The sequence below is a fragment of the Sphaerotilus sp. FB-3 genome, assembly GCF_023706025.1.
GTDB lineage: Bacteria > Pseudomonadota > Gammaproteobacteria > Burkholderiales > Burkholderiaceae_C > Sphaerotilus > Sphaerotilus sulfidivorans.
Window position 1 is genome coordinate 1 of record NZ_BQWE01000059.1, and the last position, 13,858, is coordinate 13,858.

Genomic DNA, 13,858 nt, shown 5'->3' on the forward strand with positions numbered 1-13,858 from the left:
AAGCAGGAACCCGCCGAAGGCTCGGCCGCGCAAGCGGTCGTGTCTGCCGGAATCCCCGTCCTTTAGGGCGGGGAGGATGTCAAGCCAAACAGGTGCGGCAGTGGGTAGACGAGCGGAAAGACCAGATCGAACTGCATTATCTTCCGCCGTATTCTCCAGAAGCGAATCCAGATGAATGGCTCAACCGGGATCTCAAGACGGAATTGCGATTGCGGCCAGCTGCGCTTGACAAGACTGGATTGAAAAGAATGGCAGAAGATTTCATGCGTCAGCTTTCCTCCACACCAAGACGGGTCGCGCGCTACTTCAATTCAGTATCGATCCGGTATGCGGCATGAGTGATGCTTTTGATTGCCGGGTTAATAGCTCCAGCGTTAGGCGCTTATGGAAATCGACCTTACACGTCCGCCAAAGCTGTATAGATACTCGGAAAGAAAGTGGCTAGAACGCTCTCTTGAGCTAGGCGAGTTTCGTCTTCGACCGGCAACCGACTACAAGCAGCAAGAGACTGACGCAGCACGACACGATGATGAGTTGGTTCGCATTAGCACATCTCCGGCTAGCGCAGTGACAATCACGATTGAGGGCACAGGGCAAACAATCAAACCAATTGGCGATGTCGTCTACCGATCTGAGGTCGGTACTAACTATTTAACCATCTGCTTTTCCAAACGCTGGGATGAACATCTTTTTGACGACTTTCCTGGCACCGATGCATGCCTCGTCATCCATGATGTAGACGACTTCTGCGAAAGATTTCACTCCGCAGCAGAGCTAGCGCTGCCTCAGTGGGCGGGCATTGATGCTGCCGTTGTGTATGGCGGCAAAAGCAATCTAGGCGCAGTTTTCTCCAAACCGCTTCAATTCATCGTGCAACACGAGTGGCGTTTTGCATGGCACCCCTACACCCCAGTTAAAGAGCTGGCGCCTGTCCTGCTTACAATCGGAAGCATTGCTGATATTGCGGAAATCGTTGAAAGGCCAAATTGTGCAGCACCGCGCTCCTAACAACTCGGTCAAAGGGACAGCCTGCAAGCTGCGCTTGCAGGTGCCCTCCGCGCTTCGCGCTACGGCTGCCCCTTACCTCAAACTACAAGGGCATCCCCGCGAAGTCAACAAAACCTCTCCGGGCGGGTTTTTCTGAAAACCGCCTGAGCAGCGTTCAAACGATCCAACCAACGCACACGAAACCGGCGACTGACAGGGAGAACAAGGTGCGGACTGCAAAACTACAACCGGTCTTTGCTGCGGCTGTCTGTGCCGCTGACCCTGATGAAAGACGCGCGTGGGGGCTCCATTCGTTAGCCGAGGTTGCTCTTGCGAGCGCCTCCCAGAGTTAACCGAGCACTCCCCACGCAGGTCTGACCTTGTTCCATCAACGCAGGCATCACGCGGTGGCAGATTCTTCCTTCACGGTGTTGGATGAGACATTCGAAATCGGTTCGACGGGCCGGGTCGGCTCACGTCACGGGTTTGAATTCCTCACCTTTGGCGAGCATCGCCCAGGCCATGCGGGCATTCTTGGCTGCGACGGCGACGACGGCCTTCCAGTAGCCGCGCCGCTCGGACAGCGCCACCGCCCAGCGGCTGAGCCGGTCCTTCTTCCTGGCCGCAGCGGCCAGCGTGGCGCGTGCCCCCAGGATCAGCAGCGTTCGCAGATAACTGTCGCCGGCCTTGGTGATGCGCCCGAGACGCTGCTTGCCGCCGGAGCTGTATTGCCCCGGCACGAGTCCGAGCCAGGCGGCGAGCTGTCGGCCGTTGGCGAAGTCGTGGCCGTGGCCGATGCTGGCCAGCCGCCGCGCGTCAGACGCTATGTCGGCGAGGCGCTCGAGGGCGGGCGCGCCGCGGCCTCGCTACACTCGTGAGCGCCTTCGGCGCCTTTCACTGCCGATTCCGGCGCCTTCTTCAGGAGACAGGACGATGTTCAGCCATGTGATGGTCGGATCCAACGACATCGAGCGCTCGAAGCGCTTCTATGACGCCGTGCTCGGCGTGCTCGGGGCCGGCGAGGCGATGGAGAACCGCAACGCGGCCGGCCAGATGCGCCTGTTCTACCGCCACGGCGGCTCGAGCTTCTGCGTCACCGAGCCGATCGACGGCGAGCCGGCCACCGTCGCCAACGGCGCCACCCTCGGCTTCAAGTGCGATTCGCCCGAACAGGTGCAGCAGTTCCACGATGTCGCGGTCGCGCACGGCGGCCTGTCGATCGAGGACCCTCCGGGCCTGCGTCACGGCGCGATCGGCCCGATGCATCTGGCCTATGTGCGCGACCCGGACGGCCACAAGCTCTGCGCGCTGTACCGGCCGAAGTGAAGTGGACATGAGCGGACGACCGATCCGGCGCCAGCGCCGGATGGCCGCGCTGGTCTTCATGCCGGCGCTGCTGCTGTCCGCCTGCGGAGGCGGCAGCCGGGCCGATGCCGATGCGGCGGGCGTGGTGCTCTGGCGCGCCTCGGGCAGTCTGCAGTGCGAGGCCGAACTCACCACGCAGGCCCGACTGGACGAGGCGGTGGCCGCATTGAAGGCCGCCGGCGTGGCGGTGCAGTCGGCCCAGTGCGCCCAGGACGGGCGCATGCGTGCCGCCGTCTGCGGCACCGACAAGGGCGAGGCCTGGCGGGTGACGGTGGCGGCCGCTGCGGTCGATCAGGCCCTGACCCAGGGCTGGCGACGGGTCGAGCCCGGGCAGGAGATCACGCCGATGGCGTGTCGCTGACCGGCGCGCGGCCCCGGCCGCGCCGCAGCCACCGCCCGCCCAGCGTCATCAGGTCGTCGATGCCGGTGAACACCACCGGGATCACCAGCAGGCTCAGGAAGGTCGAGGTGATCAGGCCGCCGATCACGACGATGGCCATCGGCGCACGGAAGCTCGGATCGACCCCCAGGCCCAGCGCGATCGGCATCATGCCCGCGCCCATCGCGATCGTCGTCATGATGATCGGGCGTGCGCGCTTGCGGCAGGCGTCGAGCACCGCCTCCAGCCGGCCCAGGCCGTGCTCCTTGCGCGCCAGCACCACATAGTCGACCAGCAGGATCGAGTTCTTGGTGGCGATGCCCATCAGCATGATCAGGCCGATCATCGAGGGCATCGACAGCGCGGTCTGGGTGATGAACAGCGCCAGGAAGGCGCCCGGAATCGACAGCACCAGCGCGGCCAGGATGGTGACCGGCTGGATGAAGTCCTTCAGCAGCAGCACCAGCACCACATAGATGCACAGCACGCCGGTGAGCATCGCCAGACCGAAGCTCTCGAACAGCTCGGCCATCGCCTCGGCGTCGCCGACGGTGGTCTGCATCACGCCGGGTGGCAGGGACTGCAGGCTGGGCAGCGCCAGCGCCTGGCGCTCGATGTCGCCCAGCGGCTGGCCGTTGAGCTCGATCTCGAAGTTGATGTTGCGCAGCCGGTCGTAGCGGTCGATCTGCGCCGGGCCGCTGGACAGCTCCAGCGTCGCCACGCTCGACAGCATCACCGGCCCGCGGGCGCCGGGCACCGGCAGCCGGCCGAGCAGGTCGAGATCGGTGCGGGCCTCAGCGGGCAGGCGCACGACGATCGGCACCTGGCGCTGCGAGAGATTGAGCTTGGGCAGCGACTGGTCGTAGTCGCCGCGGGTGGCCACCCGCAGCGTGTCGGCGATCGCCGCGGTGGTCACGCCGAGGTCGGCCGCGCGCACCGGGTCGGGCCGCACGATCAGCTCCGGCCGGACCAGGCTGGAGCTGGAGGTGACATTGCCGATGCCGGGGAGCGTGCGCAGCTCGCGCTCGACCTGGCGCGCGTGCGCGGCCAGCGTCTCGCCGTTCTCGCCGGCCAGCACCAGGATGTACTTCTCGCTCGAGCCGCCGAAGCCGACCTTGGTGCGTGCGCCCGGCAGCGCCTCGAGCCGCTCGCGCAGGTCGGCCTCGATGTCCTGCTTGCTGATGCCGGGGCGGTCGTCGCGGTGCGTCATGTTGATCGTCAGCACCGCCTTGCGCACCTCGGCCGCGCCCTGCGGCGCAAACGGGTCGGCGCCGGCCGCGCCGCCGCCGATGGCGGTGTAGACCATCTTCACCTGCGGATGCGAGCCCACCAGCGCCCGGGCCTGCTCGGCCGCCGCGGTGGTGTCGGCCAGCGTCGAGCCCGGTGGCAGCGTCACCGTGACCTGGGTCTGCGACAGATCGTCGGGCGGGATGAAGCCGGTGGGCAGCAGCGGCACCAGCAGGAAGGAGCCGATGAAGAAGACCGCGGTGGCCAGCATCGTCAGCAGGCGGTGCTTCAGGCACCAGGCGGCCATCTTCAGGTAGGCGCCCATCCAGCGCGGCGGCTTCTCGGCATGCGCGACCGGGCGCAGCAGGTAGGCGGCCATCATCGGCGTGAGCATGCGCGCCACCACCAGCGAGAAGAACACCGCGATCGCCGCGGTCCAGCCGAACTGCACGAAGAACTTGCCCGCCACCCCGCCCATGAAGGCGGTCGGCAGGAAGACCGCGATCAGCGTGAAGGTGGTGGCGATCACCGCCAGGCCGATCTCGTCGGCCGCCTCCATCGCCGCCTCGAAGGGCGTCTTGCCCATCGCGAGGTGGCGCATGATGTTCTCGATCTCGACGATGGCGTCGTCGACCAGGATGCCCACCACCAGCGACAGGCTCAGCAGCGTCACCACATTGACGGTGAAGCCCAGCCAGTGCATCAGCGCGAAGGTCGGGATGGCCGACAGCGGCAGCGCCACCGCCGAGACCAGGGTCGCGCGCCAGTCGCGCAGGAAGAACCAGACCACGATGATCGCCAGCACCGCGCCCTCGTAGAGCAGGTACATCGAGCCCTCGTAGCCCTCCTGGACCGGATCGACGAAGTTGAAGGCCTCGGTGAAGGTGATCTCGGGATGCTCGGCGCGCAGCCGCTCGATCTGGGCCCGCACGCCCTCGGCGACCTCGATCTCGCCGGTGCCCTTGCTGCGGGTGATCTCGAAGCCGACCACCGGCCGGCCGTCGAGCAGCGCGGCCGAGCGGCGCTCGGCCACCGTGTCGCTGACCCGCGCGATCTGGTCGAGCCGCACCCGCCGGCCGTCCGACAGCACGATCTCCATGCGGGCGAGCTCGTCGGCGCTGCGCACGGTGGCCAGGGTGCGCACCGCCTGCTCGGCGCCGCCGAGGTCGCTGCGGCCGCCGGGCGCGTCCTGCTGGATCTGGCGCAGCTGGCGCGACACGTCGGAGGCGCTGGCGCCCAGCGCCAGCAGCATCGCCGGATCGAGCTCGACGCGCACCTCGCGGCTGACGCCGCCGACCCGCGAGACCGCGCCCACGCCGCGCACCGCCAGCATGCGCCGGCTGACCGCGTCGTCGACGAACCAGCTCAGCGTCTCGTCGTCCATCCGGTCGGAGGCGATGGTGTAGGTCAGGATCGGCGTGCCGGCCAGGTCGACCTTCTGCACCACCGGGTCGCGCAGGTCGGCCGGCAGGTCGGAGCGGATGCGCGCGATGGCGTCGCGCACATCGTCGACCGCCTCCTGCGTGGGCTTCTCGAGCCGGAACTCGGCGGTGATGGTGACCGCGCCGTCCTGCACCGTGGTGTAGAGATGCTTCAGGCCCTTGAGCGCGGCCAGCGCGTTCTCCATCTTGCGTGCGACCTCGGTCTCGAGCTGCGCCGGCGCCGCGCCCGGCAGCGCGGCGCTGACGGTGACCGAGGGCAGGTCGATGTCGGGAAAGTCCTGCACCGTCATCGCCCGGAAGCCCATCAGGCCGGCGAGCGTCAGCAGCAGGAACAGCAGGATCGCGGGAATCGGATTGCGGATCGACCAGGCGGAGACATTCACTTGGCGGCTCCCGAGGCGGTGCCGACCACCTTGACCCGGTCGCCGTCGCCCAGGAAGCCGGCGCCTTGCGCCACCACCCGCGCCTGCGCGTCCAGTCCCTCCAGGATCTCGACCCGGTCGCCGACGCGCCGGCCGGTGCGCACCTTGACCTCGCGCACCCGCGCGTCGGCCTCGATGCGCATGACGATGCTGAAGCCCTCGCGCAGCAGCACCGCGCCCTGAGGCAGCGTCAGCGCCTCGCTGCCGCCGAGCTGGAACTCGCCGCGTGCGAGCATGCCGGGCCGCGCCACCGGCGAGGCGGCCGCGCCTGGCGTCAGGTCGACATAGACCAGGCCCTGGCGGGTGGCCGGATCGACCGTCGGCGCGATCTGGCGCACCCGGCCCTCGAGCACCGTGTCGGTGCCGGCGGGCGTGAGCCGCACCGCGGTGCCCGGGCCCAGGCGGGCCATGTCGGCGCCGGAGAGCTCGGCGCGCCACTCGATGCGGCCCTGGCGGATCAGCCGGAACAGCTCCTGCCCCGGCTGGGCGACCGCGCCGACGGTGGCCAGCCGGGCGGAGATCAGGCCGTCGTCGGGCGCGAGCAGTCGGGTCTGGGCCAGCCGCACCTCGTCGGCCTGCAGCCGTGCCTTCAGGGCCTGCACGCGGGTGCGGGCGGTGGTCTCGGCGGTCAGGGTCTGCTGCAGCTGCTGGGCGCTCAGGGCGCCACCGGCCTGCAGCGCGCGGTCGCGCTCGGCCTCGAGCCGCGCCTGCGCCAGCACCGCCTCGGCCTCGGCCAGCGCGGCCTGGGTGGCGGCCCGCTCGGCCGTCAGCGTGTCGGACTGCAGCCGCGCCAGCAGCTGGCCGCGGCGCACCCGCTCGCCGACCTGCACCGCGACCTCGACCAGCCGCAGCCCCTGGGTCTCGGCGCCGATCACCACCTCCTGCCAGGCGGCCAGGCCGCCGCTGGCCGACAGCGTGCGCGCCAGCATCTCGCGCCGGGGCGACACCGCCTGCACGCTCAGGGCGGCACGGCCGCCGGCCGAGGCTGTGGCCGCTGTTGCCGGTGTCGCCGAGGGCGAGGAGGAGGCCTGCGCCTCGGCCGGCTGCGGGGCCAGCGTCACCAGTGTCATCAGGGCCGGCAGCAGCGCGGCGAGAAGGTGGGGGCACCAAGGCGCCGGACGGAAATGAAGAAGGCGGACACGCATTTCGTGAGCTTATCAACGAATGCGTGTCCGCCGATGACCGGGCGGCGCCGGTCAGCCTGCAGGTCGGGTCACTTCGACTCGGCCGGCTTCTCCATGTCCTTGAAGGCGTCCATCGGATCGGGTTCGGAGGCGGCGCCGGCCGGCTCCAGTCCGTCCATGCTCGGCTCGGCCTGCGGGGTGTCGCCGCCCATCATCTGCTCGAGCGCCTGGTCGGCATCGATCTTGGTCGCCTGCGTGCCATCGCCCGACACCAGCGTCGGGTAGGCGATGACCACCGCGACCATGATCAGCTGCAGCACGATGAAGGCGATCGAGCCCTTGTAGATCTCGGTGGTCTGCACCGCCGGGATCATCTCGCCGGTGACGCGGTCCTTGTAGTCCTTCTTGGCCGCGACGCTGCGCAGGTAGAACAGCGCGAAGCCGAACGGCGGCGTCAGGAAGGAGGTCTGCAGGTTCATCGCCAGGATCACGCCGAACCACACCAGCGCGAAGTCGGCCGGGTAGCCCTCGGGCAGCAGCTCGGGCAGCAGCTTCTCGGCCACCGGCGCCAGCATCGGCACCACGATGAAGGCGATCTCGAAGAAGTCGATGAACATGCCCAGCACGAAGACCAGCAGGTTCACGACGATCAGGAAGCCCATCGCGCCGCCGGGCATGTTGTCGAACAGATGCTCGACCCAGATGTGGCCGTCGGCGGCGTTGAAGGTGAAGCTGAACACCGTCGAGCCGATCAGGATGAACAGCACGAAGCAGCTCAGGCGAGCGGTGCTGTCGAGCGCCTGGTTCATCAGGCGGCGATTGATCTGGCCGCGCGACATCGCCATCAGCAGCGCACCGACCGCGCCCATCGCGCCGCCCTCGGTCGGGGTGGCCACGCCCAGGAAGATCGTGCCCAGCACCAGGAAGATCAGCACCAGCGGCGGAATCAGCACGAAGGTGAAGCGCTCGGCCAGCTTCGACAGCAGGCCCATCTTCAGCACCCGGTTGACCATCGCCAGGCCGAGGGCCAGGAAGGAGGCGACCGTCATCGACAGGATGACCACCTCGTCGCCCGGGGCCGGCAGCGTGCGCTCCATCCACGGGTTCATGATGCTCTCGTGCACCTGCGCCCAGCCCCAGCCGGCGGCGCCGCAGATCGCCAGCAGCGCCAGCAGCGACTTGTGGCCGCTCGCGCCGTTGTCTTCGCGGTAGATGCGCGCCTCCGGCGGCAGGGCGGGCACCCAGTCCGGCTTGACGATCGCCACGACCGCGATGAAGGACAGGTACAGACCCACCAGCAGCAGGCCCGGCACCAGCGCGCCGGCGTACATGTCGCCGACCGAGCGGCCGAGCTGGTCGGCCAGCACGATCAGCACCAGCGAGGGCGGAATCGCCTGCGCCAGCGTGCCGGAGGCGGTGATGGTGCCGGTGGCGATGGTGCGGTTGTAGCCGTAGCGCAGCATGATGGGCAGCGAGATCAGGCCCATCGAGATCACGGCCGCCGCGACCACGCCGGTGGTGGCCGCCAGCAGCGCGCCGACCAGGATCACCGCGACTGCCAGACCGCCGCGCAGCGGGCCGAAGACCTGGCCGACGGTCTCGAGCAGATCCTCCGCCATCCCGGATCGCTCCAGGATGATGCCCATGAAGGTGAAGAAGGGAATCGCCAGCAGGGTGTCGTTCTGCATGATCCCGAAGATCCGCAGCGGCAGCGCCTGGAACATGGTGCTGCCGAACAGCCCCACCTCCATGCCGAGAAAGCCGAACACCAGGCCGGTGGCGGCCAGGCCGAAGGCCACCGGAATGCCGGTCAGCAGGAAGGCCAGCAGGCCGCCGAACATCAGCGGCACGAAATTCTGGGTGATGAACTCGATCATGCGCGTGCTCCTTCGCGGGCGGCCTGCTCGGCCTTGGCGGCCAGCTCGGCGGCGAGCTTTTCCTCGTCGCTCGGGCCGTGCTCGACCGACATCGGGTCATCGCGCAGGCCCTGCAGGTAGGCCACCCGCTTGATCAGCTCCGACAGCGCCTGCACCAGCAGGATCGCGAAGCCGGCCGGGATCATCAGCAGCACCGGCCAGCGGATCAGGCCGCCGGCGTTCTGGCTCATCTCGCCGCTGGCGTAGGCCTGCGTGAACAGCGGCCAGGACAGGTCGATCAGGATCAGGCACAGCGGCACCAGGAACACCACGATGCCGAGAATGTCGATGATCGTGTTGGCGCGGGTCGACAGCTTCGAGGAGATGAAGTCGATGCGCACATGGGCGTTCTTCAGGAAGGCATAGCCGGCGCCGAGCATGAACACGGCCGCGAACAGATACCACTGGATTTCCAGGAAGGCGTTCGAGCCGATGTTGAAGGTCTTGCGCAGGATGGCGTTGCCGGCGCTGATCAGCACTGCGGCGAGCACCAGCCATGACAGCAGCCGGCCGATCCGTTCATTGAACGAATCGATCCAGCCTGAGAGTTTCAGGAGGGCGGACAAGGGGAATCTCCGGGGAGAAGTGGAAGTGAGGAAAAGTGGAAACCGGGGAAGATGCACGCGGTTCCTGATCTTCAGGAACCATGGCCCCGATCACACTCGAAAACCCTGATTCAGCCCATCGGGTGTTACGACTACGCGGCACTACGCAGCAGCCACGCCGTCCTCATCCCCCGTGCTTCTCGCTGCCGGTGCGTGGTCCTAGGCGACGACTTCGCGTGCGCTGTCGCGTCGGGTGGCGGCCGGGCGCGAGGGCTGGGGCACCGGGCGCGGCGCCAGCTCCTCGAGGAAGCGGCACAGCCGCGGGCCCTGCCATTCGGCGGCATGCCGGCTGCGGCCTTGCCAGGCGGCCTGGCGCATCGCGGCGATGCGCGGCCGGTCGGCCAGCTGCCGGGCCAGATCGGCGAAGGACTCGAAGGCGATCACCGCCGGATGGTCGGCCAGATGGTCGTGCGCGGCCCGGTAGCCACGCGCCGGCAGCGCGATCGGCACGCCGGCGGCGACGCTGGAGATCAGCCGGTCGGGCACCGTCAGGTCGAAGCGGTCGGCCCGCTCGCAGGCGGCGGTGTTGTAGAGGATCAGGCTGGCGTCATGCCGGGCCATGCGCGCCAGCAGTCCGGTCTGGCTGTCGGGCGCGAAGGGGCGGCGCAGCGGATGGCCGTCGTCGGTCTCGGGCGAGTGCACATGGTGCAGCTCGATGCCCTGCGCGAGCAGCTCGCGCATCGGCCCGCGCAGGTCGTCGGCTGCGTGGATCGTCGGATGCGACAGGTCGGTGCGGCCGACGAAGATCAGGTTGGGGCCGCTGGAGGCCGGCGCGGGCGGCGTGTCGGTCTCCAGAGGGGGCTGGAAACTGGCCGGCCAGCACGGCGGCAGCACCAGGTCGGCCACCTCGCGGCCTGCGCGCTGCAGCAGCCGGTGGGCCTGGAAATGGCCGCGCATCGCCTCGCTCGGGAACAGCACGCCGTCCAGATGGGGCGCGGCGCGGCGCAGCATCCAGTGCTGGCGGCGCACGCCCAGCTCGTCGAGCGCCAGCGGATAGCACAGCACCATCAGCACCAGCCGGATGCCCGGGCGCAGCTGGCGGATGGCCAGCAGATCGGCCAGCGGATTGGTGCCCCAGTAGGCGACCACCACCTCGGTGCGGTGCTCGTCGAGATGGCGCAGCAGCGCCTGGCGGAAGGCCGGATCGCGGGTGCCGCCGAACTGGTCGAAGGCCCGCTGCAGACGCCGCGCCAGCGTGACCGGCCGGTCGCGGAAGAAGCTGCTCGAGTCCGGCATCCACGACACCGCGCAGCGTGTGTCGAGCATCGCCTCGAGGCTGCGCCGGTGCTCGATGTCCGGGCCGAGCAGGGTTGCGCGAAGGGGGGGGCGGTTGGATGGGGGCATGCCAGGGTCTCGCAGGTCGTCGCCGATTTTTCGACCTGTGCCGTTTTGTGCATTCCCCGCGAAAAGGTGTTTCTGGATGTGTCTTCCATGTTGCCGTGATCTGCTGCACGGCCGGCGCGGTCCTTGTCCCCCCCTGTGTGAATGCTGGGCTTGAGGTCGGGCCGGCGATCAGGTCGCCAGACTGTCGCCGCGCCGCATGGCCCTCGACAGCAGGATGACCGGCGCCAGCCCGACCACCACCAGCGCCAGCGAGGGCAGGGCGGCCTCGGCCAGACGTTCGTCGCGGGCCAGCTGCGAGGCGATGATCGCCAGCGTGTCGCTGTTGAAGGGGCGCAGCGCCAGCGTGGCGGGCAGCTCCTTCATCACGTCGACGAAGACCAGCAGCGCCGCGGCCAGCACCGTGCGGTGCAGCAGCGGCAGATGGATGCGGCCCAGAATGCGTGCGTTGCCGGCGCCGAGCATGCGCGCGGTCTCGTCCAGGCTGCCGGGCAGGCGCGCATAGCCGGCCTCGACCGACTGCAGCGCCACCGCCGAGAAGCGCACCAGATAGGCATAGACCAGGCCCAGCGAGGTGCTGGTCAGCAGCGTGCCGATCTGGCTGTCGGGCCAGCGCTGCTGCGCCCAGCCCGAGGGCAGCAGCAGGCCGATGGCGATCACCGCGCCCGGCACCGCATAGCCCAGCGAGACCACCCGCACGCCTGCGCCCAGCAGCGGATGCGGGCGCAGCCGGCTCGCGAAGGCCAGCAGCAGCGCCATGCCGGCGGCGGCCAGCGCGGCCAGGCCGGACAGGCGCAGGCTCGCCCAGGCCCACTGGCCGAAGCGCTCCCACGGCAGGCCGAACTCGCCGTGCAGCGCCTCCAGCGTCACCAGGCGCAGCAGCAGCGCCACCGGCAGCAGGAAGCCCAGCACCACCGGCAGCAGGCAGGCCGCCAGCGCCGCCCAGGCCGCGGCGCCCTGCAGCTGCACCGGGCGGGCCTCCGGGCTGCTGCCCGGTCCGCGGGAGGTCGAGAAGCGCAGCCGCGACTGCGCGCGCCGCTCCAGCCACACCAGCACGCCCACCACCAGCAGCAGCACGGTGGCGAGCTGCGCTGCGGCATGGCGGTCGCCGAAGGAGAGCCAGGCCTTGTAGATGCCGGTGGTGAAGGTGTTCAGGCCGAAATAGGCGCCGACGCCATAGTCGGCCAGCGTCTCCATCAGCGCCAGCGCCACGCCGGCGGCCAGCGCGGGCCGTGCCATCGGCAGCGCCACCTCGGTCAGCCGCCGCCACGGGCCGGCGCCGAGCAGCCGCGCGGCCTCCATCAGCACCGCGCCGCGCTCGGTCAGCGCGGTGCGCGTCAGCAGGTAGACATACGGGTAGAGCGTCAGGATGAACAGCACGACCGCGCCGCCGGTGCTGCGGATGTCGGGCCAGAGCGCGCCGGTGGCGCCGGTGCGCGCGCGCAGCCAGACCTGCAGCGGGCCGCTGGACTGCAGCGTGTCGGTGTAGACATAGGCCAGCACATAGGCGGGCATCGCCAGCGGCAGCAGCAGCGCCCACTCCATCACCCCGCGGCCGGGAAAGCGCAGCAGCGTCACCAGCGCCGCCGCGCCGCCGCCCACCACCGCCACGCCCAGCGCCACCGGCAGCGTCAGCTGCAGCGAGGCCAGCGCATAGCCCGGCAGCACGGTGTCGAGCTGATGGGCCAGCGTCTCGCGGGCGGTGGCGTCGAAGCTCAGCCAGGACGAGGCGATCGACAGCACCGGCAGCGCCAGCACCAGGCACAGCAGCGCGAGCAGCCATTGCAGCGGGTGGGGCGGCTCGGCGCGCAGGCGGGCGAGAGGGGTCGCGGACATGGGAGAGCTTCGGGAAAGTCGTTATCGTGAATGATTTGCATTGGCGAGCCCGGCTATGATAGAGGCAGAACCTCAAGACGAGTCCTTGCGAGTCCCTGCGCCCATGTTCCTGCACGTCGATCAGCTCAGTGTCCAGTATCCGGGCGCCGCGCGCGCCAGCGTCCGGCATGTCTCGCTCGCGCTCGAGCGCGGGCAGATCGGCGCGCTGCTCGGGCCTTCGGGCTGCGGCAAGACCTCGCTGCTGCGCGCGGTGGCCGGCCTGGAGCGTCCGGCGCGCGGCCGGGTGGTGCTCGAGGGCGATGCGGTCAGCGATGCCGCCGCCGGCCGGCACCTGCCGCCCGAGCAGCGCCGCATCGGCATGGTCTTCCAGGACTACGCGCTCTTTCCTCACATGACGGTGGCCGAGAACGTGCTGTTCGGCCTCAAGGGCCTGCCGCGTGCCGAGCAGCAGGCGCGGGTGGCGCAGATGCTCGATCTGGTCGGGCTGGCCGGCGCGGCCTCGCGCCATCCGCACCAGCTCTCCGGCGGCCAGCAGCAGCGCATCGCGCTGGCGCGCGCGCTGGCCCCGAAGCCGCGCCTGCTGCTGATGGACGAGCCCTTCTCCAGCCTCGATGTCGACCTGCGCGAGCGTCTGGCGCAGGAGGTGCGCGCGATCCTGAAGCAGGCCGAGACCACCGCGCTGTTCGTCACCCATGACCAGATGGAGGCCTTCGCGGTGGCCGATCTGGTCGGGGTGATGAACGACGGCGAGCTGCAGCAGTGGGACGAGCCCTATGCGCTCTATCACCGCCCCGCCACCCGCTTTGTCGCCACCTTCGTCGGCCACGGGGTCTTCGCGCCGGCGCGGGTGGTCTCCGGGCCCGAGGGTGCGCGGGTGCGCAGCGCGCTGGGCGAGTGGTCGGACCGCTTCGAGTGCCCGCTGCCGGGCATCGGCGGCGAGTGCGACGTGCTGCTGCGTGCCGACGACATCGTGCACGACGACGACAGCGCGGTGAAGGCGCGCATCCGCGCCAAGGCCTTCCGGGGCTCGGAGTTCCTCTACACGCTCGAGCTGGCCAGCGGCGAGCTGGTGATGGCGCATGTGCCCTCGCACCACGATCATGCGGTCGGCGAGTGGATCGGCATTCGTGCCGAGCTGGATCATGTCGTGACTTTCCCGCGCGACTTGAAAGGCGTGGTCGCGGCCTGATCTCGTCGGCATGTCGGGGGTGTCG

11 protein-coding genes and 1 pseudogene are annotated in these 13,858 nt (G+C 69.3%); 5 read left to right on the top strand and 7 right to left on the bottom strand.

Going from position 1 to position 13,858, the window contains the following annotated elements:
• Both NFT33_RS19285 and NFT33_RS18030 read left to right on the top strand, forming a co-directional pair.
• Nucleotides 1-338: transposase (locus tag NFT33_RS19285; protein ID WP_309296166.1), on the top strand; the 338-nt coding region annotated here is incomplete at its 5' end.
• Between the two features lie 229 nt (nucleotides 339-567).
• A complete protein-coding gene (locus tag NFT33_RS18030) occupies nucleotides 568-1,008 on the top strand; it encodes a hypothetical protein (protein WP_251677420.1) in 441 nt (146 codons plus the stop codon).
• A 452-nt stretch (nucleotides 1,009-1,460) separates the two neighbouring features.
• Here the strand turns inward: NFT33_RS18030 and NFT33_RS18035 are convergent.
• Nucleotides 1,461-1,793 (bottom strand): annotated as a pseudogene (locus tag NFT33_RS18035) (transposase); the annotation flags it as partial.
• A 127-nt stretch (nucleotides 1,794-1,920) separates the two neighbouring features.
• Between NFT33_RS18035 and NFT33_RS18040 the strand changes: the two are divergent.
• Both NFT33_RS18040 and NFT33_RS18045 read left to right on the top strand, forming a co-directional pair.
• Nucleotides 1,921-2,313: a VOC family protein gene (locus NFT33_RS18040; RefSeq protein ID WP_251677422.1), complete on the top strand. Its 393-nt coding sequence runs from the start codon at nucleotides 1,921-1,923 to the stop codon at nucleotides 2,311-2,313.
• Nucleotides 2,314-2,320: 7 nt separating this feature from the next.
• The gene (locus NFT33_RS18045) at nucleotides 2,321-2,713 is read left to right on the top strand and encodes a hypothetical protein (protein WP_251677424.1); all 393 of its coding nucleotides are present in this window, start codon (nucleotides 2,321-2,323) and stop codon (nucleotides 2,711-2,713) included.
• On the opposite strand, the gene NFT33_RS18050 is transcribed toward NFT33_RS18045, so the two are convergent.
• The 6 genes from NFT33_RS18050 to NFT33_RS18075 form a co-directional block, all read right to left on the bottom strand.
• The gene (locus tag NFT33_RS18050; RefSeq protein WP_251677426.1) at nucleotides 2,691-5,783 is read right to left on the bottom strand and encodes an efflux RND transporter permease subunit; all 3,093 of its coding nucleotides are present in this window, start codon (nucleotides 5,781-5,783) and stop codon (nucleotides 2,691-2,693) included. The two genes, NFT33_RS18045 and NFT33_RS18050, sit on opposite strands and share 23 nt — an antisense overlap.
• The gene (locus tag NFT33_RS18055) at nucleotides 5,780-6,892 is read right to left on the bottom strand and encodes an efflux RND transporter periplasmic adaptor subunit (protein WP_251677428.1); all 1,113 of its coding nucleotides are present in this window, start codon (nucleotides 6,890-6,892) and stop codon (nucleotides 5,780-5,782) included. Before NFT33_RS18055 ends, NFT33_RS18050 begins: the two co-directional genes overlap by 4 nt.
• Nucleotides 6,893-7,035: 143 nt before the next feature.
• Nucleotides 7,036-8,823 carry a TRAP transporter large permease gene (locus NFT33_RS18060; protein WP_251677429.1) on the bottom strand — a complete coding sequence of 596 codons (1,788 nt, stop codon included), beginning with the start codon at nucleotides 8,821-8,823 and terminating at the stop codon, nucleotides 7,036-7,038.
• Nucleotides 8,820-9,428, bottom strand: a complete 609-nt coding sequence (locus NFT33_RS18065; protein ID WP_220785391.1) for a TRAP transporter small permease subunit — start codon at nucleotides 9,426-9,428, stop codon at nucleotides 8,820-8,822. The genes NFT33_RS18060 and NFT33_RS18065 overlap by 4 nt, the downstream gene beginning before the upstream one ends.
• Nucleotides 9,429-9,626: 198 nt before the next feature.
• Nucleotides 9,627-10,811: a glycosyltransferase gene (locus NFT33_RS18070; RefSeq protein ID WP_251677432.1), complete on the bottom strand. Its 1,185-nt coding sequence runs from the start codon at nucleotides 10,809-10,811 to the stop codon at nucleotides 9,627-9,629.
• Nucleotides 10,812-10,979: 168 nt separating this feature from the next.
• The gene (locus tag NFT33_RS18075) at nucleotides 10,980-12,644 is read right to left on the bottom strand and encodes an ABC transporter permease (RefSeq protein WP_251677434.1); all 1,665 of its coding nucleotides are present in this window, start codon (nucleotides 12,642-12,644) and stop codon (nucleotides 10,980-10,982) included.
• A gap of 103 nt (nucleotides 12,645-12,747) precedes the next feature.
• On the opposite strand from NFT33_RS18075, the gene NFT33_RS18080 reads away from it, so the two are divergent.
• Complete coding sequence (locus tag NFT33_RS18080; protein ID WP_149503304.1) at nucleotides 12,748-13,833, top strand: ABC transporter ATP-binding protein; 1,086 nt, start codon at nucleotides 12,748-12,750, stop codon at nucleotides 13,831-13,833.
• Nucleotides 13,834-13,858: the final 25 nt, after the last annotated feature.

Coding starts and splice junctions, on each gene's coding strand:
- NFT33_RS18040 (WP_251677422.1), top strand. CDS start 1,921: ATGTTCAGCCATGTGATGGTCGGATCCAACGACATCGAGCGCTCGAAG.
- NFT33_RS18045 (WP_251677424.1), top strand. CDS start 2,321: ATGAGCGGACGACCGATCCGGCGCCAGCGCCGGATGGCCGCGCTGGTC.
- NFT33_RS18055 (WP_251677428.1), bottom strand. CDS start 6,892: ATGACACTGGTGACGCTGGCCCCGCAGCCGGCCGAGGCGCAGGCCTCC.
- NFT33_RS18060 (WP_251677429.1), bottom strand. CDS start 8,823: ATGATCGAGTTCATCACCCAGAATTTCGTGCCGCTGATGTTCGGCGGC.
- NFT33_RS18070 (WP_251677432.1), bottom strand. CDS start 10,811: ATGCCCCCATCCAACCGCCCCCCCCTTCGCGCAACCCTGCTCGGCCCG.
- NFT33_RS18075 (WP_251677434.1), bottom strand. CDS start 12,644: ATGTCCGCGACCCCTCTCGCCCGCCTGCGCGCCGAGCCGCCCCACCCG.
- NFT33_RS18080 (WP_149503304.1), top strand. CDS start 12,748: ATGTTCCTGCACGTCGATCAGCTCAGTGTCCAGTATCCGGGCGCCGCG.